We start from the raw sequence: 26,550 nt of genomic DNA, 5'->3' as shown, positions 1-26,550 counted from the left end.
TTTAAGTAAAGAAGATTAGTATTACAATAATAAAAATAATTTTATCTATTTAACTTGTAATTTTAACTCACTAATTTGCTGCAATACTTTTTACTGCTTGATTAGCTTGTGTTTGTGAAATTGCTTTTAAAGCATAATATCTGTGCCTGATAATCATTTGCTAATGTTCTATATTGGCTTATTTTTTATTAATATTGACCTTTTGCAGGGTTCTTTGAATTAACTCTTTACTGACAGCTATAGCACTATCACTATTAGGATCTTTAAAGTTACTATAAGCCTTATTAATATTTGCGATATCATCTGCTAAGCTATTAGACTATTTTTGTAGTTGATCCGCTTCGAGTCAATATTTGGCAATTTTTATACGTAGACTATTTATCTTTGCGAGTTTTTCTGATGCTTTATTATTTAAACTATTTTGTGTCTGCCGTAGTGCTGTATCTGCTTAGTTGTGTTTGGTGCACATGAACTAAGTCCAATTAGCATAGATAATGTCACTACTAAGAATATAATATTTTTCATTAAGCGTACAAGTATAACAAACCTATTTAGAAAAAAGCCAAAATTATAACTAAGTAAAATTAGGTTCTATGAATAAAAATTTGTAATTAGTGGCTAATATAGTTAGACATAATTTTAGAAGCTAAATAAATCAAGCACAAATAAAATACCATATTCCTAAATCTAATTGCTCACCTATATTACTTATTTTTATAAGTTCAAAAATGTTTATATACAAGTAACTTACAAAAGCTTAGGACATTTGTGAGGCTGTATATTACGTACTTAAAACTGGTATGCAATCGTCATTGAGCGTAAAATAACGCTTGTATTAGTGGTTAAGAATTAATGGCAATGCCAATCATACCTTGCAGAAATAACTATACTAAAGACTATAGTATTATACTGCCTTACCTAATAACTTCTTTTCTAAATTAAGTACTTTAGATGAGTATTCTCTAAATTTGATAAGCCTTACAGTGCTTTCTTAGGGGTTATAGCTCATGCTAGTAGAATTTATTCAACTTAGGTAAATTTTGTTCACAGAACCTAATTATAATGTTATTTATTTGAGAAAAAGAAAAATTATAGATATTTTAAGAAATTAAACATTTATTGAGTCAGAAGCTATTACTTCTTTATCATAAACTACATTAGCTGTCCATTTACCAGCACAGTAGTTGTTGCCTTGCTTAACTGTCACAGTTGCCCAAGTCTTATCATTCTTCTCAGCATACTTAGTGATTGAGAAGCTAGTATCATGACACTTAGAGCCTTCAGGAGCTTGCCATTGTAATCTTACACTTCCTTGCGGGTTATTGTTATATGTTGTATATACAGTTGCTTTTATTTTAACCTGACCAAGTTTTTTTAAATTTATTTTTGCAGTTGGTTTAGCTACGGCTGTTGATGTAGCTGCTTGTTCAGCAGTATCTTTAGCTGGTGCTTTTGAATCATCAGAACGACATAAACCTAAAGTAGAACAACTAGCTAAACCTGCGATTGACAAAGATAAAAGACTAAGCTTGATTATTTTTTTCATATAGACACTCCTCTACTTTATACATATTCACATATACTCAAACTTGATTATAACATTAATTACAATAAAATAAATAACTGTTTATTAAATGATTATACAGCTAACATTACGATTTTCATTGACAAGTAAGTTATATGTCTTACAAGCAGTATCACTAGCCATAAAATCAACACTTTTACCTGCTTTTGCGATTTGATTAATTATTTCAATAGGAAGTAAAAGTTGTTTTTCACCGGTACCTATCAATATTATTTCGGGATTAGTCGCTAAAATAATATCAAGATGACTTTTTTTGATACTTTGGATATCATCAATTCTATCTTGATACGCTAGCACTTGTGTAGCTGATAGAATCAACGGATGATTATATTCACCTATATTAAGTATAAACCTACCTTTGATATATTCTTTAAAAAAAACTGGTGCTTGTATTTTTTCTTCTTGTAAAGTCATCATAGCAAAAAAACCTTGATTATAACAATGTAGTTAACATATATAAGATTATAACTTATCAATAGTATATCTAAACAATATTTTGAGGCGACTATGAATTCGATAATTGAAGACTCTAACTTACCTAAACTTGCTGAATTTAAAGTAGATGAAGTAAAGCCTGCAATAGACTATCTCTTTAGCCAAGCAAAAACTAACTTTGAAAAAGCACTACAAACTCAAAATCCTAGTTGGCAGACATTACTAAAACTAGAAGAAGATGATGAAAAAATAAGCCAAGCATTTTCAACGATCTCACACATGAATGCTGTTTGTAATTCCAAAGAGCTGCGTGAAAGTTATGAATATGCTATAGCTAAGCTTACAGATTATTATACCAAGTTAGGACAAAACAAGGATTTATCTACAAACAAATCCAAAAAGATAATTTATCTAGTGAACAAGCTCAAGCAGTGCGTAAAGCTATTATCGGATTTGAACAATCAGGTGTGAATCTTGATCAAGATAAGAGAAAAAGATTACAACAAATCTCTCAAGAACTCGCTCAACTAAGCACCAAATTTGAAAATAATGTTCTAGATGCGACTATGGATTGGCTCTATACTACTAATGATGAAAAAGAACTTAAAGGCCTATCAGAAAATACTATAGAATCAGCAAAAGCTAAGGCTAAGCAAAAAAATATCGCTGAAAAATATGCTTTAGGTATAGACATCCCAACATACTTGGCTGTAATGCAACAAGCAGATAATCGAAAACTTCGTAAATTCTACAAAGCATATTGCACAAAAGCTTCAAAAGAAGCTGATAATAAAAGCTTTGGCAATGATGAAATTATTGAAAAAATCCTAAAATTACGTATCGAGAAATCGGAAATACTTGGCTTTGACAGTTATGCTGAGAATTCGCTTTTTACAAAAATGGCTGAAACTCCTGAGCAAATCTTAGAGCTATTAAATAAGCTTCTAGAAAAATCTCTACCTCAAGCAAAAAAAATCTCAATGAATTGCGTATATTTGCTGAAGATGCTGGACTTATTGATGCACTGCAACCTTGGGATACAGCATACTATTCTGAAAAACTCAAAAAAGCTAAATTCGACTTTACAGAAGAAGAGTTAAGAGAATACTTCCCTCTAGAAAAAGTACTAGAAAGATTATTTAAAATACTTAAGCACATCTATGCTTTAGAGATAAAAGAAAATACTCAATATACAAAATATATAGCTGAGCAACAAACTTTTGATTTCTATAAAAATGATGTATACATTGGTAGCATAATTTGTGATTTCTTTGCGCGCGATAACAAACGCGGTGGAGCATGGATGGATGGTTCTCGTACTGCCTTTATTAACTCTAGTGGTTCAAAACAAAATCCAGTTGCTTATGTTAACTGTAATTTCCTGCCAACATCAAAAGATGGTGCAAATCTAACTCACAATGATGTTATTACACTCTTTCATGAATTTGGTCATGCTTTACATCATATATTATCACAAGTAACTATCCCTTCCATATCTGGCACAAATGGTGTAGAGTGGGATGTTATTGAGTTACCAAGCCAATTTATGGAGAATTTCTGCTGGTGTGAAGAGGGATTAACACTTATATCAGGATCACGAAATGTAAAACACTAAGTAACAAACAGATAGATAAACTTGTAGGTACTAGGCACTTTCATTCAGCGTTGACGATGGTTAGACAACTTGAATTTGGTATATTTGATATGAATATTCACCATAAAAAACTAACAACCGCAGCTGAAGTACAAAAAGAGCTAGATAATATCAGAGCAAAAATAAATCTACTACGGGTACCTAATTACAATAGATTCCAAAATGGCTTTTCACATATTTTGCTGGTGGCTATGCTGCGGGCTACTATAGCTATAAATGGGCAAAGATCTTATCTTCCGATGTATTCTCGCGCTTTGAGCAAGAGAGAATACTTAGCAACAAAGTTGACAATGATTTATTAGAAAATATTATTTCTAAGGGATCATCGCGTGATGCTATGGATAACTTTGTCGCATTTATGGGTAGAAAACCAAACGAAGAAGCACTACTTAGACATAATGGTATTAGTTAATTTATAATTTTGTACCATCCTGAACTTATTTTAGGATCTCACAATACAGTTAACTGATCAAATTTTTATTTTAAAGACAGAAACATTCTGTCACTACAAAACTTAATTAAATTATGCAAACAACAAAATTGGTAACAAGCAGAATTAAAAGCGTGTAAATTTCTGCAAACTCAAACACTACAAATTCTAGCTCAAAACTTTACCGTATGGTGAAATAAATATAATTGCTTTAGATAAAGATAAACTAGTATTTGCTGAAGTAAAATATCGTAGCAAAACTAAGTTTGCTCAAGCTGAAGAAATGCTTACCTATAGCAAGCAGCAAACTTATAAACAGTGCAAATATCTTCTTATAAAAGAATCAGTAATTTCAAGATTACCAATGTCGTTTTGGTTTAATCAATAAATGAAAATGGTATTAATTGGATAAAGGATGCTTTTGATATTAATTATCAACCTAAAATGCTGGTGCAAATGTAGTGCCAGATATATATCAGTTATCAAACATTATTGAAAACATCTCTAAACTGAAAAACTGCCAGTCTAAAAATTTCAAAAAATCAATCAAATATAATTACTTTGAGTAGTATTTCACACCTCTTTTAATTTTCTCTTTACCATTTTGTTGACGCCAATTATTAGTATCTCTCAAGCTATATGCACAACCACAATATTCTTGCTGATAAAACTGTTCTTTTTTAGAGATCTCTAGCATTCTGTATGAGCCTCCCTGTTTACGCCAGTTAAAGTCCCAATAATACATATTACTAAAAAGATCCGCTACTTTTTTACCAGATTTATTTATCTGATCCATATCTTTCCACTTAGAGATCCCTAATGTACTAGATATTACAGAAAAACCATTTCTACTAGCATATTCAGCTGTTTTAACAAACCTCATATCAAAACACATTGTACAGCGAATACCTTTTTCTGGCTCACTCTCCATACCTTTAGCTAGCTTAAACCACCTATCTTTATCATAATCAGCATCAACAAAAGGCATACCAAGTTTCTCAGCAAATCTTTTATTTTCTTCTTTTCTGATCATATACTCTTCTTTTGGATGTATATTAGGGTTATAAAAATATATTGTAACCTCTAAACTAGAAGCAGCCATCGCTTCCATCACTTCACCAGCACAAGGTGCACAACAAGAGTGTAATAATACTTTCTTACTTTTATCAGGAGTTTCAAGAACTGGTCTTTCATAATTATCTAATAGGTAATTCTCATTCATCATGATTAAAAATTCCTTTTATAGATTCTCAGATAACGCAATTAACTTTTTAGCTTGCAGTAGCTGATATTCATCAGTTTCATCATTTAAATTAAGATTTAAATGACCTACTTTACGCCCTTTGCGAGATGCTTTATTATAGCTATGAATTTTAACTCTATCTAAAGCAGCTAGATCCTTTGTCGCTGGCATTGCACCAATACAGTTTAGCATAACTGTTTTACGGCTAGTTGTATCACCTAAAATCAATCCAGTAATAGCACGCACATGATTCTCAAATTGTGATGTAACTGCCCCATCAATACTCCAGTGACCGCTATTATGCACACGCGGCGCTATTTCATTGACAATTAGCTCATCACTCTTGACAAAAAACTCAATCGCTAATGTACCAACATAAGCAAATTCCTTGACTAGAATTTTAGCAATTTGTTGTGCTTTTTCGGCAAGTACACTATTTTCAAAAGGAGCTTCAGATTCAACAATAATACCCAGTTTATGAGTATTTTTAGCTAATGGATAAAAGGCAATATTACCCTTAAGATCAGCTGTACATATTTGTGAAACTTCATAATCAAAATCAACAAAAGCTTCATAAATAAGTCCACCTGGCGCATCCTTGAGTGCATCCCATGCTTTAGTGATATCCTCTTGCGATTTAATTATAAACTGACCTTTGCCATCATAGCCAAATCGGCGTGTTTTAAGTATAGCTGGTAGACCATATTCACTAATAGTGCTTTCAAGTATTGTCAAACTATCGATATTTATAAACTTTGCTGTAGCAATCTTATGATCCTGCATAAAAGATTTCTCAAGTAAACGATCCTGAGAAATAGCTATAGCCTTAGCTGATGGATACACATTTACCTCATGATTTATCGCTTTGATAAGTTCATGAGATATATTTTCATTTTCAAAAGTTATCACATCAAACTGCTTTACCCAAGCTACAACATCATTTACCTTTGTTAGCTCAATATCCGTGACAGTTTTGACTACTTCTTCGGCACAGTCTCCTGCCTTACCAAGGCAATGAAACTCTAAACCTAAAGACGTACCTGCTAGACTTAACATCCTTGCAAGTTGCCCAGATCCGATAATACCTATTTTCATTATTGATGCTCCCTAGGATTAGGATTATCCAAAACAAATTGAGTTTGCTCAGCTCTAAACTCAGCTAACGCTTTTGCAATATTTGCATCTGTATGTTGCAAGATACTAGCAGCAAAAAGTGCTGCATTTTTTGCTCCTGCCATACCAATTGCAAAAGTAGCTACTGGAATACCTGCTGGCATCTGCACTATTGATAATAAACTATCTTGTCCATTAAGTGTACTTGATTTAACTGGTACCCCTAATACTGGTAAGGCAGTTTTTGCAGCAACCATTCCAGGTAAATGCGCGGCACCGCCAGCTCCTGCTATTATAACTTTAAGACCTCTATCTTTAGCAGTTTCAGCATAAGTAAACATCTTATCTGGAGTTCGATGCGCAGATACTACTTCACACTCATAGCTAATGCCCAAACTATCTAAGATAGCACAACACTCTTTCATTGTGCTCCAATCAGATTTAGAGCCCATTATTACACCCACATCTACACTCATTTCTTATCTCCTCTTAGGCTAAAAAATATGTTATCCTCTATTTTCCTAGAATACCAACTAATCATTAATACTCAAAACACATTTGTGATTAAAGCTATTATCAATTAACGGTTGTTTGAGCTTGTCGAGCTTTGTAACTACCAATATTTGATAATTTAGTGATAGCATGTGCTAGTATTTTTGTATACTTTTTTTACAATTTAAAAGCATGTCATCAAAACTTACGCACTAAGTGACGAAATAGTATATAAACATTTAAATTCATTCTTTTAAATGCCAGTTTCTAATAACTTCAACCCAAGCCTCATTCTCCAAAGCTTGCACCTTAGTCTTTAAGCTCTCGGCAGTATCATCTTTAGTAACATCACACTTAAGCTGTAGAACAATATCGCCACCATCAACCTCTTCAGTTACTTGGTGAATAGTACACCCAGAAACACTATCACCAGCAGCTATTACCGCTTGATGTACTGCCAAATCCATTAATCCAGCATGTTTTGATAACAATGATGGATGAATATTTAAAATTTTACCTTTAAAAGCTTTGACAAATACAGGGCTTAGAATACGCATAAAACCTATCAGTAAAATCAAGTCAGGATTGTACTTATTAATTTCTCTTACAAGCAGTTCATCAGACTGCTCTCTAGATACGCCTTTAGCTGCGATAAGCTTAGTTACGATATTATGCTGCATTGCTCTTTGTAATATATAAGCATTTTGTTTATTTGAGATTACTAGGCTTATCTGAGCATTTAGTTGCTTATTTGCTATCGCATCTATTATAGCTTGCATATTAGTCCCACGTGTAGAGCCTAATATAACAAGATTTAGCTTAGACATTATTTATTTAAGCTCCTGATATTTATTACCACGCAGCAAATTCATGTGTTTGATACGCTTATTGATAAGCTCTTTGGTACCAATATCTGGACGATGAAATAGTTTACCATAAATATTTTTGACAGCATTTTCTGCTTTTTGTTCCGCTTCAGCAATAGTATCACCTAAGCCAAGTACAGCTATAGCTCTAGAGCCTGTACCAATTAGCTTGCCATCTTTATAATCAACAGCACCCAAGAAAAGCTCAACATTATCAGGGCATTGCGAAATATCTATCTTAAAGTTCTTAACTGATTGATTTGGGTAACCAAGAGGTACTAGATACTTACATACGCTTGCTTGATTTTTAAACTTAGCCTTGACTGTATCGAGTGTACCTTGTGTAATAGCTTTAGCAATCTCAACAAAATCTGTCTCTAGTAAGCTAAGTAAATTCATAGCTTCAGGATCACCAAAACGCGCATTATACTCAATCACTTTAGTAGCATCCTTAGTTGCCATAAAGCCGCCATAGAGGATACCTTGGTATGGTTCACCAAACTTATCGGCTAAAGCTTTGATAATTTTTTCATTGATTTGTTTTGCTGTTTCGATATCAGAATCAGATAAAAAAGGTAAACTGTGATTAGCATCAGAATAAGTACCCATACCGCCAGTATTTGGGCCTTTGTCACCTTCATGTGCACGCTTATGATCTTGCACTGCTGGCATATGGATAAAATTTTTACCATCAGTAAATGATATTAGCGAGAACTCCTGACCAATAAGTTTCTCCTCGATAACAAACTCTTTGCCTACATCTACTAATGACTGACAATGTCTAATCGCCTCATCAAGGCTATGCAAATGATCACCCCAGACCAGTACGCCCTTACCACCACACAAACCATCAGCTTTTATGACAAATTGATTTTGATACTCTCTTAGAGTCTCTTCGACTCCATCCATTGTCGAGAACTTTTTAAAGAATGGATTAGCGCCAATACCATAGTCACGAATCAAATCTCTAGTAAAACCTTTCGAAGTTTCAATTTGCGCTAATTTTTTGGTTGGTCCAACTACACCAATCCCCTCTGCTTTAAGTACATCTGCTAGACCTACTTCAAGTGGTGCCTCAGGACCGATAATTGCAATATCAATATGCTGTGATTTTGCATACTCAAGCACTTGATTACAATTACAAATATCATCGAGATAGCCTTGCGCTAACTTTTCTATCCCAGGATTAATCGCTGTGCTTATACAAAAAAGCTTATTTTCAATAGTGCTTTTGTTTACAGCTTCTGCTATCGCGTGCTCTCTACTTCCTGATCCTACTAGAAGAATATTCACTGTCTTCTCCATATTCAAATAATCTGTAACATTTTTAACAATACGCTGATTTATATTTTCTAAATCTCTAGGTACTTCAAACTTTTGCCCTGTTATCATTTCAAAAAGAGTTATATATTTTTGTGATAACTCTACAACTAGCTCTTGTGGTGCTTGTGGTAAAACCTCATCATTATATGGATCACAGTTTTTTGTAAACCATAGTCTAAAAAATTCCTTATCGATATTTTCAGGTTCTTGACCTTTGGCAAACTTCTCGGCATAACTATCTTTTAACCAAAATCTTGAGCTATCTGGGGTGTGAATCTCATCGATTAAAATAATCTCCCCAGTTTTCTCATCAATGCCAAACTCATACTTAGTATCTGCCAAGATTAAACCATGTTCTAAGGCTTTTTTTTGCCCGAACTTAAAAAGTTCTAGAGCTTTTTGTGAAGCAAAATCCCACTGCTGTTGAGTTAACCAACCCTCTTTGACTATATCCGTTGCTGAAATTGGGCGATCATGATTTTGCTCTTTTGTTGTCGGGGTTAGAATATTATGCGATAACTTTTGATTCTTCTTTAAACCTTCTGGTAGGATATTTCCACAATAGTCACGACTACCATTTTGATAATGTGTCCATAAAGATGTCGAAGTCGAACCAGTTATATAACCTCTAACTACAAACTCGATCGGTAGTATTTTTGCTTTTCTCGCGATGACAACATTTGGATCTGGAGAGGTTATAAAGTGGTTTTTGACAATATGCGCAGTTTCTTTGAACCACCACACTGATGATTGAGCAAGAATTTGTCCCTTAAATGGAATAAAACCTAAAGGTCTATCAAAAGCAGATTGCCTATCTGTAGATATCAAAATACTCTTGTCATCAGTAAAGTACATATCTCTTACTTTACCTATATATTTATTTTTAATATCAAGGTTTGTTGATTTGAGAACATTTTTTATATTATTAGCAATGATTTGTTTATCAAGCATTAGATAATTTCTACCTTCCCTGAGTTTGTGATTTTACCAATTTGATATAGTTTTGTATTAGTATGCTTTTTAGCTAAATCTTGCATCTTGTCAAACTGATCTTGGCTAGCAATTATGGCTATACCAATACCCATATTAAATGAACGATACATTTCAAACTCGCTAATATCACCTATTCTCTGCATTAGCTTAAAAATAGCTGGCGTTTCAAAACTATCTTTGACAATTTCAGCACCTAATCCTTGTGGTAATACGCGTGGAATATTCTCAATAAACCCACCACCAGTGATATGTGCCATACCTTTGATACCAACATCATTATCCAAGAAATCATTAATAATATTAGTGTAGTTAATATGTGGCTCAAGTAGCACATCACCAATAGTTCTACCCTCTAACTCTGGATAGGTATCAGTATGTTTGTTAGCTGCTACATCAAAAAATAGCTTACGCGCAAAAGAATAACCATTTGTATGCAATCCTGATGAGCTAAGACCAAAGATGATATCACCCTCTTTGATATTCTCACCATTAATAATCCTATTTCTATCAACTATACCCGTGATAACACCAACCATATCAATCTCACCAGCTTGATATACTCCAGGCATCTCAGCGGTCTCACCACCTACTAACGAGACACCACACTCAGCACAAGCTTTTGACATCCCATTAACAAGTTTTTCCATAATCGCAGGGTCAAGCTTATCATGCGCGACATAATCTAGAAATGTAATTGGCTTAGCGCCCATTACAACGATATCATTTGTTGCTGCTGAGAAAAGATCATAACCAAGATTCTCAAACTTGCCGCACATTACCGCAATTTTTGTCTTAGTACCAACCCCATCTATAGACTGTACTAGTACAGGATCTTGATAATTGTTGATGATATTTTTTAGTGAATATAAAGAACCAAAACTACCTAAACCTATCAAAACATCTTGGGTAAAAGTCTTTTTGACATGATCCTTCATTCTTTCTACAGCTTGATTGACAGCTTCGATACTTACACCAGCATCTTCATATTTTAGGCCTGCCATTAGTTTGATTCCTCATTTTGCTCTTTGCAACATTGAAAAGTATTATATAAAAGTTCAGTAATTGTCATTGGCCCAACCCCTCCAGGTACTGGAGTAATCGCTGTGACCTTATCTTTGACAGCGGCAAAATCAACATCACCAACTATCTTACCATCAACGTGGTTAATACCAACATCGATAACTACAGCACCCTCTTTGACCATATCAGCTGTGATAAAGTTAGGCTTGCCAACTGCAACAATTAGGATATCTGCTTTTGTAGTATGTGATTTAAGATCAGTTGTAAATCTATGACAAGTTGTCACAGTAGCTTTAGCATTTAGTAGTAGTTGTAATACTGGTTTACCTACAACATTACTTGCACCAACAACTACCACATAGGCCCTTTCTGTTTTTATACCATACTCTCTTAGCATAGTCATGATACCTTTAGGTGTGCAAGGTTCTAGGCATTTTTTATCTCTAAGCTGTAGTCTACCAACATTTGTAGGATGAAAACCATCAACATCTTTTTCTGGTTTTATACTATATATTACACTGTTTTTGTTGATATGTGCTGGTAGTGGTAACTGCACTAAAATCGCATTAACACTACAGTCATTATTTAGCTGATTAATCAGCTCCAAAAGCTCTGACTCTGTCGTATGCTCTGGTAGTGTAATCACTTGGGAATCTATACCAACTTGGGCACAAGCTTTTTCTTTCGAGGCCACATATGTCTTACTCGCCAGGTCATTACCAACAATTATTGCGATAAGTTTTGGAGTTATTGCTGTATTATGCTTATATTCTTGGACTTTATTTGCTAATCTCTCTTTGAGGTCATTTGAGAGAGACTTACCATCTATTAAAATCATTATTTGGTAGCTTATCTGTATAACTAAAAATGATAGTTAATATGATAACAAATTTTAGGCTATCTTTAGGAATTTTTGAGAGTATTTTTTTACAAAATATCTTTAATATTTTTAATAAAATAAGCTATTAGCATAGGTTTGAGTTAGAAATCTAAATAATCTCTCTATTTTTCATCCAATAGTATATATATGCTGTACAGTAGCAACCAAAAGCAACCCCAAAGATTACATCGCTAGGGTAATGTGAACCAACTATGATTCTACTACCAGCAAATATAACAATTAGCACATACCAAAGATACCTTAGCTTAGGGAAGATATAAAAAAATGCTATAAACATTGCCCCAACTGTGATTGAGTGTCCTGATGGCATACTTGCAAAATCATAACCTGGTGCATAAAAATGTTGAAAGTAATGTGAGCCATACTCCAAGAAAAATTTAGGACGTGCTCGCCCTACTATCATCTTAAGTATCTGTCCCAAAATACCACTAATAGCTACAGTCACCAAGATAAAGCCAGCATAGGCCGATACCTTGTTAAACAAAGTTATAGCACTAGCAGATAATTTTTCACTATCGCTAAACAAACGTGCTAACACTATCACGCCACAAATTATCAAGATATACTCTGCCTTACCAACATCAGTAATTTTACCAAAGATCACACCAACAATACTTGGCATAGAATACTTGATACAGTTCTCAACCGGTGTATCTAAATTATAGTACGTAAAGATTACCAAAATTAATAATGGTATAAATGTATACTTTAACTGTAGATATGTAGGCAATTTATCATTGTGTAGCTTTGGTTTTCTAAAAATATCTTTGAAGCCTTGAAAATTTGCTTGTAATCTTTGTCTGAGCATATATAAAAGCTTCCAGTTAATAGATAGTTACAAGCTTAGTATAACAAAATAATATTATTTCACTAATCTATAGCTAATCCATCATAATAGTAGTATAAAAATTTACTTATAATTAATTACCGTAAACTCAATTATTCAGCATAATCAAAATAAAAATACTCAATAAAATCAATAGTTATCGTGAAATACTGAAATAAATTCAGCAGGACTTTTGTATGCTTGATTAACTACTATATCAAATTCTAGTTATAGCTAATACGCGAAGGTTATGATTATGTCATCAATGATGTTTTTTATGTTAAAGGCAATCACTAGTGGTTGTCTTTGTATCAATTCCCTAAACTTTGTCTTTAAAAATATCCCTAAAGCATACTCCTACAAAAAATTATCATTATATAATTATTAAGAAACACCTAATCAGCGTTGTGATCATCTCTTCTTGTAAATATAAAAGTAAATTTTAATCATAGTTCAATAATATTAATTACAGCTATATTTTATTATTAATTAATTTATTTTAAAATATTTTACTATACTTTATAACTCTAAATATACCAAATCAGTAACGTCTATATGTATAAAATTATCATAAAAATATAGTCAAATTTTAAATAAATCACTTGCATGATATATTTTAAAGAATATAATGAAAGGCATATGGTAAAAGCGTCTTTATCGTATTATTACAATGTAAACAACCTAATAAAATAAGGAAAACAAACTATGAAAAAGAAAATGCAAAAAGGTTTCTCACTAGTTGAGTTAATGGTAGTGATCGCGATTATCGCTATCCTAGCAGCTGTAGCTATCCCAATGTACTTTAACTACACTACACGTGCTCAACTTGGTACAAGAATGGCACAGCTTGGTGGAGTTAAAGCAGAAGTTGCTGAGGGTATTGCAAATAACAATGGCTCAGCAACTGGAGTAACTGCAGAAAATCTTCCTTCAGGTGTAAGTGTAGCTGATGGAGTGATAACACAAGTTACTTCTGATATAGTATCGGGCTCATCAATGATATTAACACCTACTGTTGACAGCGGCGCAATTACTTGGGCTTGTAATATCTCAGGAGTTACTTCATCTCAAGCACCATCTAACTGTACTACAAACTAAAAATAACGTTTAGTGTAGAACCCTAGCTACCTATGTGGCTTTTTTATATCTAAAATCTTATCCTAATTTCTATTTTGATCTTTTTACACATAATCCAATTTAAGTGTATTTTTTAGATTTATTAAAAACTATACAAAGACAAAAGCAAATAGGTTTCTCACTAGTTTAGCTAATGGTAGTTATCGCGATAATTGCGATCTTAGCAGCGGTGGCAATACCAACCTACTCAAACTACAAAGAACATGCCGCAATTATTGAATCTATAAATATTATTGGTAATGTAAAAGCTAATATAGAAGATGACATTAAAAATAATAGAAATATATCACAGCAAACTTTATGACACACCTACTGGAATTAGTGTAATAAATAGCTCATCAGGTACTACTATTGATATAAACCTAAGTCAAAATTCACCACAATATTTTACTAAAAATAAGGATATTATAAGACTAAGTGGTGTAGTTAGTGGTAACATTTTCCAATGAACTTGCTCTCACAATGTAAATACATCAACATTAACAGCTAGTAATTCACACATTTGTGCAAGTACTTTTAGCGCTTAGATTTTTATACTTCTTCTAGTCTTCTCTCTAACCTAAGAGTAGGCAGTCATGCGAAATTTATTTCAGCATCACACTAAGTATTGAGTATATTGAGATTCGTCAAACGAGTTGAGAATGACTGTTTGGAGCTGGTTGTATCACTTTTATAGTGAATTAGCTAAATTCAATTCAAAATTTCTTATATAAATTGCATAGGGCAGATATAGAACTTGCCCTATATTAAAGAGCCAAAATAAATTCGAGCCCTACTGCATAAACCACAAACCAACAGACTCCTGGTGTCATAGAATACAGATCGCAAAACCCTACTTTTCTATTTATTATAATATGACTAGATAATATTATCAATCTGGCTATAGCTGATTTTTTATCAAAAATAGCTAAAATCCTCATTAAAACTACTTAATTGATAATAAAAATCATTAATTGAATTTGCTATTTTCTTATATAATTAGATTAGTTTTTATCAAATGTCAGCATATGATATTGTAAAATACAAAAAAGCTTTTCACTTACCGAATTACTTATAGTTATAACTATTATAAGTGTTTTGTCGATAATGGTTATCCCAGCCGTATTCAAATTATGTCACCAGAACACTGATACTTTTAGATGGCTATAAAAAAGATGTTCAATCTTATTATTATTTCACATGGTGTATCAACCCAAGAGCAATTAGAAAACTATTGATTATTATCAAGGCCTAATAGATAGTGTCCAATCTTCACTATCTAGCCAAGCTGGTACTGATTAGCAACACCCAAGAAGCAGCTCGCCTTCTTCAATGAGCAAAAAAATATCTATAATCAAAATAGAAAAAGTACCAACACAAGATATAGTGCACTACAAGATCAGCAAAGAAATGCTGCCAGTTCGATTAATGGTAATGAAAGCAAGGCTTTGATGCTGACTACAATAACGCTTATGAACAATATAATAACGCAATGGACCAGGTTGCAATCTAGTATTAATTAATTCCGTAGATACTCAAAGAATTGAAACAAGGCAAGCTGAAGATTATAACACAGGCGCTTTCAGTCAAATTAATGACAAGTATAATTCTTGGCAATACCATAATATTTAGATAATCTTAGACTGGTAAGCTAGTCATTATCGCGGCCATCACATTTATCATCTTTTATTTTACTATGATTAGGAATCTTTTGACTTTCTTTCTATAATTCAGTTGATTTATAATTACTATAACTATACAATTTCACTGCAAATTCTTGAAATATTAGCATCTGCAACGCTAAGTGAATAGTATTTTTTATATAAAATCAAATGATCAACTCTAGCAAACTCTTTCGGATTATTTGTAACTAATGGAACATTTAACGATGTTACGTGAGCTACTATTTAAGTCATTGGCACCTATTATTTTACCACCTTTCTTAAGCTCAGACCTTATTAAACCATAATATATTACTGCGTTTCGATCAAAATTAGCTATTTCTAATACTGATATGAAATTACGAAGTGCTGTAAATTTTGGTTGATCTTGCTACTTTTATAGAACCATTTAGCAATTCTGCATATACTAATCGATGATATACCAATATCGCCAATTTCATATTTAAGGAAATGTTCTAATAAAGATTTGGGTTTTTCATTAATTATGTATACATACATTAGTATCTAGGCATTACTTTCATTTAAAAGCCTCTCTTAGATTCTAACTTTGGTTGCTCCCTACCATCTTCAAAGACATCATCGCTAAAATCTTCTAATCCAGCAAAGATCTGTTGCCAGTTTTTTTGGTGGCTCTGTAATTATTGAATTACCGATATGATTTATCTCTACTTCTTTTACCTTAAACTGCATTTCTTTAGGTATTCTGACAGCTTGGCTATTACTATTTCTAAAAAGTTTTGTTAACATTTTAATCCCTCTCTTTTATTACGTACACACTTTAAGATAATATACTCAAAATATATTTTAATCCAATTATCTCTATAGATAAAAATCTGTCATTCTACAACTCGATCACAGAATCGATCAAAAAACTACTCCATCAGGCTTACGAATGCCAATCCTGCCTATACAAACAGAATTTTGTTTTACAGACCTAGCAATTCTCTAGCATGCGATAGAGTATTTTCTGAGATATCTACCCCACCTACTATCTTAGCAATCTCTACGATGCGCTGCTGTTGATTTAGCTCTATAATCTTTGATTCTGTAGTATCTTTGAGATATTTCTTAGATACATGTAGATGTGTCTGTCCTTGAGCAGCAACTTGAGGTTGATGTGTAATACATAGGACTTGTAACTTTTCAGATAATTTCTTAAGAAGCTTACCAACTATCTCTGCAGTGGCTCCAGAAATACCAACATCTACTTCATCAAAAACTAGAGTTGGATATGATCTTTTCGCTGCAGATACTGCCTGTATTGATAAACCAATCCTACTTAGCTCACCACCTGATGCTACTTTTTTGACAGGAGCTAGTTGTTCACCAAGGTTAAAGTTAATCATGAATTGGCATTCATCTATACCCTTTGAAGTTTTTGCTTGAGCTGGAAAAATCTGCACTACAAAACTATCTTTAGGGATATTAAGTGAACGAATATTTTTCTCAACTTGCTTTGAGAATTCCTTAGCAACCTGTTTACGTACTTGACTAAGCTGGTTGGCATATTCGCTATATTGCTGTTGTAGGTTTTGCTTTTGCTCGTGTAGCTGCGTTAGTCGGGTACTATCTTGACTAAAACTATCTAACTCAGTCTGCAACTCTTGGATATACTGATACATATAGTTAGGCTCAATCTTATGCTTGCGCGCAAGATCATATATCTGGCTCATGCGTTGCTATACTTTTGCTAACTCCTCAGGATCATGCTCTAATGATTCTAGTTGGTTTTGTGCTTCAGCATAGCTTTCTTGGGTATACACTTTGGTTTGGGATATCAGCTCTTGGAGATTTCTAAATGATCCTTCATATAGCTTTACTACTTCTTTCTCAAGTTCTATCAGCATTGCGATTATATTTATCTCATCATCATACATTAAACTTGAAATATGATTAAGACTATAGCCAATATCATTAACACTTGATAAACTCTTTTGGCATTGCGCTAACTGCTCAAATTCATTTTCACCTAGCTCTAGAGTAACTAGCTCACCTAGCTTATACTCAAGTAGTTCTCGCTGACTATTTTGCGTGCCTATATACTTTTGTAATTCAGCTATTTCAGAGTTTATTTTTTGTAGCTGGTAAAATGAGTTTGTGACTTTTTTTAGCAGCTCATCATTATTTGCAAAACTATCAAGTATACTTAACTGTGATTTAGGATCAAGTAAATCTTGATGGGAATTTTGACTATAAATGTTTATTAGCTTATCTGAAACTTTTCTGACATCTGCAGCATTAACAACACTACCGTTTATAAATAAGCGACTCTGCTTAGATTTATTAACCACACGCCTAAAAGGTACACTCCTCATTTTCATAATCAATAAAAAGTTCATCTAAAAGGTGTTTTGCCTTTTGATTATCCTTGATGCAAAAAGTAGCGAAAACTTCTGTTACCTTATCATCTTGTAGAAATGTCTTTTCTAACCTTGTACCAAGCACAAAACTAAGCGCATCAAGTAGAATCGACTTACCGGCGCCAGTTTCACCAGTTAAGACTGTCATCCACTTTATAAAATCAATTTCTGTAGATTTTATAATCGCAAAATTTTTGATTGATAAATGTAGTAGCATAGATCTATAGATGATTAATATTACAACTAGTTTAATATATATGCTCTTGTCTACTTATACAAGTAATAAACTGACCATTTTATATTTAAAAACTAACATAGACCTTTAACTTATTTTGAGGAAAAGAGTTTTGGAGCTGCTGCTGTAATTGTGACTTAAAAATAAGTATTTTTTTAGTTTCTATAAGTTCAGGTAAGTCTAAATACACATCTATAAACATAAAACGTCCAGATTGAGTGATTTTGATATTATCAATCAATAAAAAATAACTTTCTGCTACTTGTTTTGCAATTTGCCTAATTTGGTTTCTAAATTCAATATCTGGAGCAGCATCTAATAAATGCCAATATGCTTCTTTAGTAAGTTTTATTGGATTTATCATAATATAACAACCTATAAGGATTGCTACTATAGGGTCGACATATAAAGCTAACTTGATATAACCTAATTCTTCTAAAATAAAACCTATAGATATATTTAAAATTACTCCAATTCCTAATAACACATCAGCTTGCCACATTAACGCATCACAAAACAAAATCTTTGAACCTGTTTTTTTAGCTCTTTTATTAACAAATAAGAACATAAAAATACATACAATAGTGCCTACTATTTCTGATAATAATGCTATTGCATAGTTTGGTTTGATTGTATGAGTAAAAATATTAAATATCGATATAAGAATAACACTAAAAGCGATAAGTAATACAGACCAAGATTCAAGCATAATAAATATAGGCTCTAATCGATAGTAACCATAGTGATAGTATTTATTTGCAGGTTGGTTAATCTTTCTTAAAACATATATTGATACGGCATAAATTAATATTGATATAACAGAGTAACTAGTATCTAGTAGCACTGCCAAAGATTGAGCAAAATATACTACTATTATAGAAAATAAAGCATAAATAGAAGCAACTATCAGATTTGTTTTTAAAGTTTTTTTCTCTAATTTCTCATCAAAAGTCATAAATACTTATTAAGATTAAAAGATATATCAATATTTGATTATAAGTTTAATATAACTGATATATTTAGTATTAGAAAAGTTAATAACTATAGCAATAAAGTAAATATCAATAAATTAAATATTTTTTACCTGAAAAAAATATATTATAATCCGTTGTGGCGTATTTGGCTAATATCAAACATAGAAGGATTTATTAGATGAAATTATCAAGAAGAGTAAAGGCAATGCAAGCCTCTCCAGTACGTAAGTTAGTGCCGTATTCTATTCAAGCAGAGAAACAAGGTAAAAAGGTATATCACCTTAATATTGGTCAGCCTGATATCAAAACTCCTAGTGAATTTATGAATGCTATTAGAGCTTACGATAAAGAGACTATCACCTACTCTATAGCAAGTGGTGAGCCAAGCTTAATCAAAGCTATCTCAAAATACTATAAAAGATTTGATATGGACTTTGCCGAGAATGAAATCTTAATAACTAACGGTGGTTCTGAAGCACTAATATTTGCTGCTATTGCTACTTGTAATGCTGGTGATGAGATACTTGTACCTGAACCTTTCTATACAAATTATAATGGTTTTACAGCTGCGGTTGATGTGTCTATCAAACCAATCACCACAAAAGCTGAGGAAGGTTTCCATCTACCATCAAAAGAGGAAATCCTAGCATGCGTAACTGATAAAACACGCGCTATCATGATCTCTAATCCTGGTAACCCTACTGGTGTTGTATATACAAAACAAGAACTAGAAATTTTAGCAGAAGTAGCTAAAGAAAAAGATCTATTTATCATCAGTGATGAAGTATATAGAGAGTTTACTTATGATGGGCTTATATGTACATCTTTTGGTAATATTAAAGGTGTCGATGATCGTGTGATTATTGTTGACTCTGTATCTAAGCGCTATAGTGCTTGTGGTGCTAGAATTGGCTCACTTTGCTCAAAAAACAAAGAGTTTATCAAAGAAGCTACTAAGCTGTGTCAAGCTAGACTATGTGTGTCAACTCTTGATCAAATTGGCTCTACTGCTCTTTATGAAGTATCACAAGACTACCTAAAAGAAGTAAATAAAGAATATCAAAAAAGAAGAGATATCACCTTTGAAGTTCTTTCAAAAATGGATAATGTAGTTTGTGAAAAGCCTACTGGTGCTTTCTATGTGATTGCTAAGCTACCAATCGATGATACTGAAAAGTTTGCACTATGGTTATTAACAGATTTTGAAGATAATCGCGAAACTGTGATGATTTCTCCTGCTGCTGACTTTTATGCGACTAAAGGTCTTGGTAAAGATGAAATAAGAATCGCTTATATCTTAGAAGAAAAATCACTAAAAAGAGCTCTAGATCTTTTAGATAAAGCTATCAAAGCTTATAACAGTAAATAATTACTCTTTTCATATTTCTTTCTTATACATTTTTTAATGTTATCTTAAAAGAATTTAAAAATTAACAACAGTTCTAATAATTGTTGTGCATTTCGGCTAAACCTTTATTAATATCATCAATCTTGATATTTGCTGTAATAAGATTATCAATATCAATCTTACCATCCATATACCAATTAACAATCATCGGTACATCTGTCCTGCCACGCATAACCACCGAATGCTGAACCTTTCCATGTACGACCTCTCTGTCACAAGCTGAAATGGCCGAGTAGATATCTCTTCGACAGCACCTGTAACTCCAATAATCACACTAAATCCCCAACCTTTATGAGCACATTCTAGAGCTTGACGCATTACTTTTGTATTACCAATACACTCAAAGCTATAATCAGCACCACCTCCAATCAAGCGGATAAGATGTTGGACTAAGTCTTCATCAATTTCATTAGGATTAACAAAGCCTGTCATACCGTACTTTTCTGCTAATCCCTTTTTATCATTGTTGATATCTACTCCAACTATTTGTCCCGCACCAACAAGTTTAGCACCTTGGATTACATTTAGGCTAATACCTCCTAAGCCCAACACAACTACACTTGAGCCCGCTTCAACATTAGCTGTCTTAACTATAGCACCAATACCAGTAACACCCCACAGCTAATATAGCAAACTTTATCTAAAGGCGCATCTTTACGAATTTTAGCAACTGCAATCTCTAGTAATACTGTATAGTTTGAAAATGTCTAGCAACCTATATAATGATAAATCTCTCTGCCATCTTGAGCTACCATCTGGCATAACTCCTCTACCTTAAGTTTGTCTAATTGCTTGGCATAGATTATTTATGGTTAAGTCAATACTCACACTCTCTACACTTAGGTGTATATAATGCTATGACACGATCACCCGGTTTTACAGAGGTGACATTTTTGCCAACTACTACTACCTCACCAGCACCTTCATGATCTAATATAGCATAAAAAAGCCCTTTGGGATCTCTACCTGATAATGTATATGTATCAGTATGGTAGATTCCAGTTGCTTTGATCTAAACTAAGACTTCATTATCTTTAGGTAATGCTACATTGACAATCTCTACAGAAAGCGGCTCAGCTGCTTTATAAGCTATAATAGCTTTGGATTTTAGCGTCATAAGATTTCCTTAAATACTTTGAAAAAACTTCTACTAAAAATATTGTAGATGGTTAGAATACACAATGAATATTTTTTTATACGGCTTGAAAGGATTAATTATGGTTATAAATATCTTCTAAACGCACAATATCATCTTCACCAAGATAATCACCAACTTGCACTTCTATAATCTGAATATCATTATCTGTGAAATTCACAAGCCTATGTACAGCCTCTTTAGGTATAAATATATGCTCACCAACATTATATTCACGTACATTATCATCTACTGTAATAGTTGGCCTACCAGTTACAACTACCCAGTGCTCTGCTCTCTTGAAATGCTTTTGTAATGAAAGCTGCCCTTTTGGTTTTACAGTAATTATTTTTGTTTGACTTTTGTCAGTAAAATTAATTGTTTGATAAGTTCCCCATGGGCGCTCATAGACTTTGCCTAGTTGATTTATTTCAGACATTTCAACCTTTCTTAGTTAGTGTAATTCGATTTAAATATCATTATCAAATAAATATTTGATAAATTCAAGTAGGCAAAAAGTGCATTTTTTGTTGACAAAGCTAAAACCAAGATTATAATTCGCTTACCTTAGCTGCTTTGGAGTAAATTATGGCACTTGCTAAAACTCTAAAACCTCGCCATATAGAGCTAATAGCTTTAGGCGGTATCATTGGCTCTTGTTTCTTTTTAGGTACAGGTTATGTCTTAGCGGAAGTTGGACCAGCTGCTATTTTAGCTTATATTCTAGCTGGTATTATAGTATATGCGGTGACTTTGTGCTTAGCCGAGCTAACAGCCAATTCCCCAAATTCTGGATCATTTATTTACTATACTGCTAAATATGTATCACCATATATAGCATGTGGCATGGGCTGGTCGTATTGGCTTAACTGGATAATTTATATCCCTTCAGAATGTATTGCTGGCGGAATAATCATGCATACATTTTTACCTGCAGTACCTACATATATGTGGGCTACTTTGTTTGGTTTATTTATAACTATCATAAATCTTACTAAAGTGAAATTTTTTGGCGAGATTGAGTTTTGGATGGCACTAGTAAAAATTATAGCACTTGGCTTATTTAGTATAGTTGCGATACTGATATTTTTTGACATCATCCAAAATAATACCGGTAGCGCACTAGAAGGCACTTATATAGTTGGAGAAGGTAGTTTTTTCCCTAAAGGCAAACTTATATTAATAACAACTATGGTGATACTACTAGTAAATTTCCAAGGTTCAGAAATTATCGGATTAGCCGTAAGTGAATCTGATAACGCTGATAAACAAATGCCAAGAATCGCCAAGTATGTCGCAATAAGAATAGTTGGCCTGTATGTAATACCAGTTTTTCTACTCGAGACAATCTTTCCATGGCAACAGATGAACTTAAGTGATTCTGTGTTTGCCACAGCACTGCAATATTATCATTTAGATAAATTTGCCGCAGTATTTGCATTTGTGGTTCTTGTAGCTGCGTTTTCTTGTGCTAACAGTGGTTTTTATGCAGCTGTTCGCTCATTATATAGCTTGTCTAGAGCAAGAATGGCTCCGAGCATATTTAGAAAGCTAAATTCAGCATCTATACCACACTATGCAGTTTATATAAGTATACTAGCTGTATGGACATTCTTGATACTTTCTTTTAAATTATCGGCTTCTGCTGCTTTTACTAACCTACTAGCAATGTCAGGATTTACGGCAACAATTTGTTGGATTTGTATATGCTGGTCGCAATATAACTTCAGAAAACAGCTTATACAACAAAATGCTACTAGCAAGATGCTATTTAAAACACCTCTATTTCCTTATATTTCATTATTCGGTATATGGATACAAGTTTTATGCTTAGTATTAACATTGTTTAATGATGAGCTAAAAGGTGCTTTCTATTTTGGTGCTCCCGCAATGATTATACCTTGTTGTATATATTTTTTCATATCTAAAAAGAAAAACGCTAAGTTAGTTGAGGGTTCTATTTCCTTGAAAAAGGTATTTTAAGTATATTGATAAAGTTCTGCGTCTGTTTAGAGTTTGTATACTCAATTAAGCCGGTATCCATCTGAATATGACTTTTCTTAGGCTGTGCCAGATAAGTTCTCATAAGCTTATCCCACCATATCAAATTAAAACCAAAATTAGAATTTGTCTATTTTGGAATAGTTGAATGATGAACTCTATGCGTATCAGGAGTAACTATCATTAGTCTTAAAACTCTATCAAACCAAGACGACAAGCTAATATTAACATTATTAAATATAAGAAGTACCATTTAGGATAATCTTAAAAATGATCACTGCTAATGCTGGTGCTCGAATAAAACAAATAGCATCAAATTTTATCAACATTGATAATAATATTTCTACATGGTGAAAGCACAATCCAGTAATCATATCATAGTCCAAATCAAGATGATGCACCTTATGAAATCGCCATAACAATGGTAAGTAGTGAGATAATACACGCTGAAAGTATATTATAAAATTCAAAGCTAAAAAAGCTATCACCACTTTTAACTACATTGGTATAGCTATAATATTTAGTAAGCCAAGATTATAGTGTCGACAAAGTAATGCCACACCAACAGCAGCCGTAGGAAATAACAATCTCTATAACAGCTTATTTAAAATAACAAGAAGTAAGTTATTAACCAAACGAGTTAGCTTAGAAATTTTTAGCTTACGCACTGGCGCAAGTAGCTCCCACAATGATACTATAAAGAGTATCAATAAGAAAAAACCTAAGCGTGCTAATAATTCATAGTTTAGTCTGCTATAACTCCACACCACGTTCTAGCACCACCACCACCTAAAGATTGTGGCTTATCGGAGTAATTATCTCCTCCTATATGAATCATAAAGCTATGACCAACTAGTTCCTCTAGAGAATCTAATCTTGGTGCTACGACAGGCTCAGTTGCTGTACCATCTGTATTGACAACTAATACAGGTAAATCTCCCTTATGACCATTATCATTATATGGGCCAAGGTGTTTTTGAGTATTATCTGGATCCCAATGCCCACCTGCTGCCATGCCATTATTTTTACAACTAGGATTGATATGAATATGCATACCATGAGTAGTACTAGCAGGTAAATTATATAAATGTGGTGTAATCAACATTCCCTCTTGCTTATCATCATGAATATATGGTGATATTGTAATTGTACCAACTTCTTTATTAGTATTGACATCTCTCATATGTACAATTAGCTTACCATCATGAGCGCCATTATAAGATTTATTTGCTGACAAAATTGTACAGTCTGCTAAGATAAATGTAAGCATATTTAGACCACATAACTTATAAAAATTAGTCATTTTACACCTCCAAAAATTTAGTTCATATACAATTTAATCATACAAATATTTAAAAATATTATCTATACTTAAAACGCAATTAAGCGCTAACTATTATCTGTAAATCAAACCTATCATGCTAAAATATTAATAATTCAGTTTTGAAGATTATAATCTTATGAAAAAACTTATACTCATAGCTTTATTTATTCCGACTATCGGATTAGCCGATAATCAAAACTGGCAAAATTTTGATAAAACACAAGCATTAGATAAACTAACTAGACTCCAATGTTATGTAACCCAAAAAGGCGGAACTGAAAGAGCATTCAATAATAAATATTGGGATAACTATAGACAAGGTATCTATGTCGATGTTGTTTCTGGAGAACCACTTTTTAGTTCTACTGATAAATATGATGCTGGAACAGGTTGGCCAAGCTTTACTAAACCTATTGATAATTCATTTATAAAAACAAAAACTGATAATAGCTGGTTTATGACTCGAACAAAAGTTCTCTCAAGATACGCCAATTCATATTTAGGTCATGTTTTCGATGATGGACCTCAACCTACTGGTAAGAGATACTGTATGAATTCTACAGCTCTTAAATTTATCCCTAAAGAAAATATGAAAAAAGATGGCTATGGCGAGTATCTATACTTATTCGGTGAGAAAAATTCAGCCAAAAATTGACAATAGTTGTCAAAAAACTAATACATGGTATCATTAAATTAACTTATCAAAGCTGGAGCTAAACTATTAATACTCAACTTTTTGGACAAATAGTACTTAATGTTTCTTTTGTGCTTTACTCTGTTCAGTTTGTTCCACAAATTATACATAACTTCAAAAATAAACAAGCCTTGTCAAATATTAGTATTTTGACACAGTTCGGTATTTTTATTACAGTTTTATCTAATATTGTTGAAACTATCGGCTTTGGCTATGATTGGCAATATGCTGTCGTTGCTATTATCTACTTACTTGGAGTTTGTATACAGCAGTTACAAATATCTATCTTTTACAAAAAAATGCCTGAAGTATTAAATATCAGTTTTATATCTTATTTGCTATAGCTATGCTAGCAATGGGCTCAAACTATCATATAGTTTATCAGTTCGCTGACTATATTGGTTTTGTAGTTAATACCCTCTACTGGGTTCCGCAAATCTTTAAAAACTATAAACAAAAAAGATTCGACGGTTTTAGTTTAGGATTTATATTAATTGCATTCATTGGAACATGTTTTTACATAACGAGTAGCTTTTTACTTTCATGGGATTTAATCTTCAAGATAAATGCACTTATAATGTCTCCTATTATAACAGTCTTAGTAATTCAAAAATTTTACTATAGGTAAAATAGATATCTCTTAGTCTTAACAGTTATATGTTTGTGCATTAATAAGGTTTTATTATTTAATATAAAATTAATTATTTGTAACAAAATCAACAGCAGATAGCAAAAAATTG

19 protein-coding genes and 9 pseudogenes are annotated in these 26,550 nt (G+C 32.7%); 10 read left to right on the top strand and 18 right to left on the bottom strand.

All coding sequences use genetic code 11. The features are described 5' to 3' along the window. Positions 1 to 45 precede the first annotated feature (45 nt). The 3 genes and pseudogenes from C9379_RS03840 to C9379_RS03830 form a co-directional block, all read right to left on the bottom strand. Positions 46 to 489, bottom strand: a pseudogene (locus tag C9379_RS03840) (hypothetical protein). 619 nt (positions 490 to 1,108) lie between these two features. Continuing rightward, positions 1,109 to 1,546 (bottom strand): outer member lipoprotein TUL4/LpnA, encoded by a 438-nt coding sequence (gene lpnA, locus C9379_RS03835; RefSeq protein WP_143384964.1) that lies wholly within the window; start codon positions 1,544 to 1,546, stop codon positions 1,109 to 1,111. A gap of 84 nt (positions 1,547 to 1,630) precedes the next feature. Further along, positions 1,631 to 2,002, bottom strand: a complete 372-nt coding sequence (locus C9379_RS03830) for an Mth938-like domain-containing protein (RefSeq protein WP_070084268.1) — start codon at positions 2,000 to 2,002, stop codon at positions 1,631 to 1,633. Between the two features lie 90 nt (positions 2,003 to 2,092). Here C9379_RS03830 and C9379_RS03825 point away from each other — a divergent pair. Both C9379_RS03825 and C9379_RS03820 read left to right on the top strand, forming a co-directional pair. Then, positions 2,093 to 4,086 (top strand): annotated as a pseudogene (locus tag C9379_RS03825) (M3 family metallopeptidase). Positions 4,087 to 4,248: 162 nt separating this feature from the next. Beyond that, positions 4,249 to 4,566: pseudogene (locus C9379_RS03820) on the top strand (YraN family protein). Between the two features lie 94 nt (positions 4,567 to 4,660). On the opposite strand, the gene C9379_RS03815 reads toward C9379_RS03820, so the two are convergent. From C9379_RS03815 to lpxE, 8 genes are all read right to left on the bottom strand, one after another. Further along, positions 4,661 to 5,326: an epoxyqueuosine reductase QueH gene (locus C9379_RS03815; protein WP_143384963.1), complete on the bottom strand. Its 666-nt coding sequence runs from the start codon at positions 5,324 to 5,326 to the stop codon at positions 4,661 to 4,663. Between the two features lie 18 nt (positions 5,327 to 5,344). Further along, positions 5,345 to 6,442: a 5-(carboxyamino)imidazole ribonucleotide synthase gene (locus tag C9379_RS03810; RefSeq protein WP_143384962.1), complete on the bottom strand. Its 1,098-nt coding sequence runs from the start codon at positions 6,440 to 6,442 to the stop codon at positions 5,345 to 5,347. Further along, positions 6,442 to 6,936, bottom strand: coding sequence for a 5-(carboxyamino)imidazole ribonucleotide mutase (purE, locus tag C9379_RS03805; RefSeq protein WP_143384961.1), 495 nt, complete (start codon positions 6,934 to 6,936; stop codon positions 6,442 to 6,444). The genes C9379_RS03810 and purE overlap by 1 nt, the downstream gene beginning before the upstream one ends. Before the next feature lie 261 nt (positions 6,937 to 7,197). Next, a complete protein-coding gene (purN, locus tag C9379_RS03800; RefSeq protein ID WP_143384960.1) occupies positions 7,198 to 7,779 on the bottom strand; it encodes a phosphoribosylglycinamide formyltransferase in 582 nt (193 codons plus the stop codon). A 3-nt stretch (positions 7,780 to 7,782) separates the two neighbouring features. Then, the gene (locus C9379_RS03795) at positions 7,783 to 10,092 is read right to left on the bottom strand and encodes a phosphoribosylaminoimidazolesuccinocarboxamide synthase (RefSeq protein WP_143384959.1); all 2,310 of its coding nucleotides are present in this window, start codon (positions 10,090 to 10,092) and stop codon (positions 7,783 to 7,785) included. Beyond that, positions 10,092 to 11,135 (bottom strand): phosphoribosylformylglycinamidine cyclo-ligase, encoded by a 1,044-nt coding sequence (gene purM / locus C9379_RS03790; protein ID WP_143384958.1) that lies wholly within the window; start codon positions 11,133 to 11,135, stop codon positions 10,092 to 10,094. The genes C9379_RS03795 and purM overlap by 1 nt, the downstream gene beginning before the upstream one ends. After that, a complete protein-coding gene (gene folD, locus C9379_RS03785) occupies positions 11,135 to 11,992 on the bottom strand; it encodes a bifunctional methylenetetrahydrofolate dehydrogenase/methenyltetrahydrofolate cyclohydrolase FolD (protein ID WP_143384957.1) in 858 nt (285 codons plus the stop codon). The genes purM and folD overlap by 1 nt, the downstream gene beginning before the upstream one ends. A 151-nt stretch (positions 11,993 to 12,143) precedes the next feature. After that, entirely contained in the window at positions 12,144 to 12,863 is a 720-nt protein-coding gene (lpxE, locus tag C9379_RS03780) for a lipid A 1-phosphatase LpxE (protein WP_143384956.1), read from the bottom strand. A 723-nt stretch (positions 12,864 to 13,586) separates the two neighbouring features. Here lpxE and C9379_RS03775 point away from each other — a divergent pair. The 4 genes and pseudogenes from C9379_RS03775 to C9379_RS08740 form a co-directional block, all read left to right on the top strand. Further along, a complete protein-coding gene (locus tag C9379_RS03775) occupies positions 13,587 to 13,979 on the top strand; it encodes a pilin (protein WP_143384955.1) in 393 nt (130 codons plus the stop codon). A gap of 172 nt (positions 13,980 to 14,151) precedes the next feature. Beyond that, a pseudogene (locus C9379_RS03770) lies at positions 14,152 to 14,545 on the top strand (prepilin-type N-terminal cleavage/methylation domain-containing protein). 493 nt (positions 14,546 to 15,038) lie between these two features. Continuing rightward, positions 15,039 to 15,167 (top strand): type II secretion system protein, encoded by a 129-nt coding sequence (locus C9379_RS03765; RefSeq protein ID WP_318263356.1) that lies wholly within the window; start codon positions 15,039 to 15,041, stop codon positions 15,165 to 15,167. A gap of 63 nt (positions 15,168 to 15,230) precedes the next feature. Next, a pseudogene (locus C9379_RS08740) lies at positions 15,231 to 15,629 on the top strand (pilin); the annotation flags it as partial. 632 nt (positions 15,630 to 16,261) lie between these two features. Here C9379_RS08740 and C9379_RS03760 read toward each other — a convergent pair. From C9379_RS03760 to C9379_RS03750, 3 genes and pseudogenes are all read right to left on the bottom strand, one after another. Beyond that, entirely contained in the window at positions 16,262 to 16,426 is a 165-nt protein-coding gene (locus tag C9379_RS03760; RefSeq protein WP_318263342.1) for an antitoxin, read from the bottom strand. A 179-nt stretch (positions 16,427 to 16,605) separates the two neighbouring features. Next, a pseudogene (recN, locus tag C9379_RS03755) lies at positions 16,606 to 18,256 on the bottom strand (DNA repair protein RecN). A gap of 85 nt (positions 18,257 to 18,341) precedes the next feature. Beyond that, on the bottom strand, positions 18,342 to 19,229 hold the full coding sequence (locus tag C9379_RS03750) for a cation diffusion facilitator family transporter (RefSeq protein ID WP_143384954.1): 888 nt from the start codon (positions 19,227 to 19,229) through the stop codon (positions 18,342 to 18,344). 197 nt (positions 19,230 to 19,426) lie between these two features. On the opposite strand from C9379_RS03750, the gene C9379_RS03745 reads away from it, so the two are divergent. After that, positions 19,427 to 20,617 carry a pyridoxal phosphate-dependent aminotransferase gene (locus C9379_RS03745; protein ID WP_143384953.1) on the top strand — a complete coding sequence of 397 codons (1,191 nt, stop codon included), beginning with the start codon at positions 19,427 to 19,429 and terminating at the stop codon, positions 20,615 to 20,617. 54 nt (positions 20,618 to 20,671) lie between these two features. Here C9379_RS03745 and C9379_RS03740 read toward each other — a convergent pair. Together C9379_RS03740 and C9379_RS03735 are read right to left on the bottom strand one after the other, a co-directional pair. Then, positions 20,672 to 21,773 (bottom strand): annotated as a pseudogene (locus C9379_RS03740) (zinc-binding dehydrogenase). A gap of 94 nt (positions 21,774 to 21,867) precedes the next feature. Beyond that, positions 21,868 to 22,230, bottom strand: coding sequence for a phosphomannose isomerase type II C-terminal cupin domain (locus C9379_RS03735; protein ID WP_143384952.1), 363 nt, complete (start codon positions 22,228 to 22,230; stop codon positions 21,868 to 21,870). A gap of 149 nt (positions 22,231 to 22,379) precedes the next feature. Here C9379_RS03735 and C9379_RS03730 point away from each other — a divergent pair, with 149 nt between their 5' ends. Beyond that, a complete protein-coding gene (locus C9379_RS03730) occupies positions 22,380 to 23,774 on the top strand; it encodes an amino acid permease (RefSeq protein ID WP_143384951.1) in 1,395 nt (464 codons plus the stop codon). On the opposite strand, the pseudogene C9379_RS03725 reads toward C9379_RS03730, so the two are convergent. Together C9379_RS03725 and C9379_RS03720 are read right to left on the bottom strand one after the other, a co-directional pair. Continuing rightward, a pseudogene (locus C9379_RS03725) lies at positions 23,749 to 24,559 on the bottom strand (sterol desaturase family protein). The gene C9379_RS03730 and the pseudogene C9379_RS03725 overlap by 26 nt on opposite strands. After that, a complete protein-coding gene (locus C9379_RS03720) occupies positions 24,538 to 25,095 on the bottom strand; it encodes a superoxide dismutase family protein (protein WP_143384950.1) in 558 nt (185 codons plus the stop codon). The pseudogene C9379_RS03725 and the gene C9379_RS03720 overlap by 22 nt, the downstream one beginning before the upstream one ends. Before the next feature lie 157 nt (positions 25,096 to 25,252). Here C9379_RS03720 and msrB point away from each other — a divergent pair, with 157 nt between their 5' ends. After that, complete coding sequence (gene msrB, locus C9379_RS03715) at positions 25,253 to 25,771, top strand: peptide-methionine (R)-S-oxide reductase MsrB (protein ID WP_143384949.1); 519 nt, start codon at positions 25,253 to 25,255, stop codon at positions 25,769 to 25,771. 65 nt (positions 25,772 to 25,836) lie between these two features. After that, positions 25,837 to 26,438, top strand: a pseudogene (locus C9379_RS03710) (PQ-loop repeat-containing protein). Positions 26,439 to 26,550 lie beyond the last annotated feature (112 nt).

Source organism: Francisella-like endosymbiont (assembly GCF_003069505.1).
GTDB lineage: Bacteria > Pseudomonadota > Gammaproteobacteria > Francisellales > Francisellaceae > Francisella.
This window is presented reverse-complemented; position numbering and strand designations above follow the sequence as displayed.

Excerpts from the sequence above, each read along its gene's own strand:
- lpnA (WP_143384964.1), bottom strand. The coding sequence starts at position 1,546 with ATGAAAAAAATAATCAAGCTTAGTCTTTTATCTTTGTCAATCGCAGGT.
- purE (WP_143384961.1), bottom strand. The coding sequence starts at position 6,936 with ATGAGTGTAGATGTGGGTGTAATAATGGGCTCTAAATCTGATTGGAGC.
- C9379_RS03730 (WP_143384951.1), top strand. The coding sequence starts at position 22,380 with ATGGCACTTGCTAAAACTCTAAAACCTCGCCATATAGAGCTAATAGCT.
- C9379_RS03735 (WP_143384952.1), bottom strand. The coding sequence starts at position 22,230 with ATGTCTGAAATAAATCAACTAGGCAAAGTCTATGAGCGCCCATGGGGA.
- C9379_RS03760 (WP_318263342.1), bottom strand. The coding sequence starts at position 16,426 with ATGTTAACAAAACTTTTTAGAAATAGTAATAGCCAAGCTGTCAGAATA.
- C9379_RS03745 (WP_143384953.1), top strand. The coding sequence starts at position 19,427 with ATGAAATTATCAAGAAGAGTAAAGGCAATGCAAGCCTCTCCAGTACGT.
- purM (WP_143384958.1), bottom strand. The coding sequence starts at position 11,135 with ATGGCAGGCCTAAAATATGAAGATGCTGGTGTAAGTATCGAAGCTGTC.
- C9379_RS03775 (WP_143384955.1), top strand. The coding sequence starts at position 13,587 with ATGAAAAAGAAAATGCAAAAAGGTTTCTCACTAGTTGAGTTAATGGTA.
- purN (WP_143384960.1), bottom strand. The coding sequence starts at position 7,779 with ATGTCTAAGCTAAATCTTGTTATATTAGGCTCTACACGTGGGACTAAT.
- C9379_RS03810 (WP_143384962.1), bottom strand. The coding sequence starts at position 6,442 with ATGAAAATAGGTATTATCGGATCTGGGCAACTTGCAAGGATGTTAAGT.
- C9379_RS03830 (WP_070084268.1), bottom strand. The coding sequence starts at position 2,002 with ATGATGACTTTACAAGAAGAAAAAATACAAGCACCAGTTTTTTTTAAA.
- folD (WP_143384957.1), bottom strand. The coding sequence starts at position 11,992 with ATGATTTTAATAGATGGTAAGTCTCTCTCAAATGACCTCAAAGAGAGA.
- msrB (WP_143384949.1), top strand. The coding sequence starts at position 25,253 with ATGAAAAAACTTATACTCATAGCTTTATTTATTCCGACTATCGGATTA.
- C9379_RS03815 (WP_143384963.1), bottom strand. The coding sequence starts at position 5,326 with ATGAATGAGAATTACCTATTAGATAATTATGAAAGACCAGTTCTTGAA.
- C9379_RS03720 (WP_143384950.1), bottom strand. The coding sequence starts at position 25,095 with ATGACTAATTTTTATAAGTTATGTGGTCTAAATATGCTTACATTTATC.
- C9379_RS03795 (WP_143384959.1), bottom strand. The coding sequence starts at position 10,092 with ATGCTTGATAAACAAATCATTGCTAATAATATAAAAAATGTTCTCAAA.
- C9379_RS03750 (WP_143384954.1), bottom strand. The coding sequence starts at position 19,229 with ATGACTTTTGATGAGAAATTAGAGAAAAAAACTTTAAAAACAAATCTG.
- lpxE (WP_143384956.1), bottom strand. The coding sequence starts at position 12,863 with ATGCTCAGACAAAGATTACAAGCAAATTTTCAAGGCTTCAAAGATATT.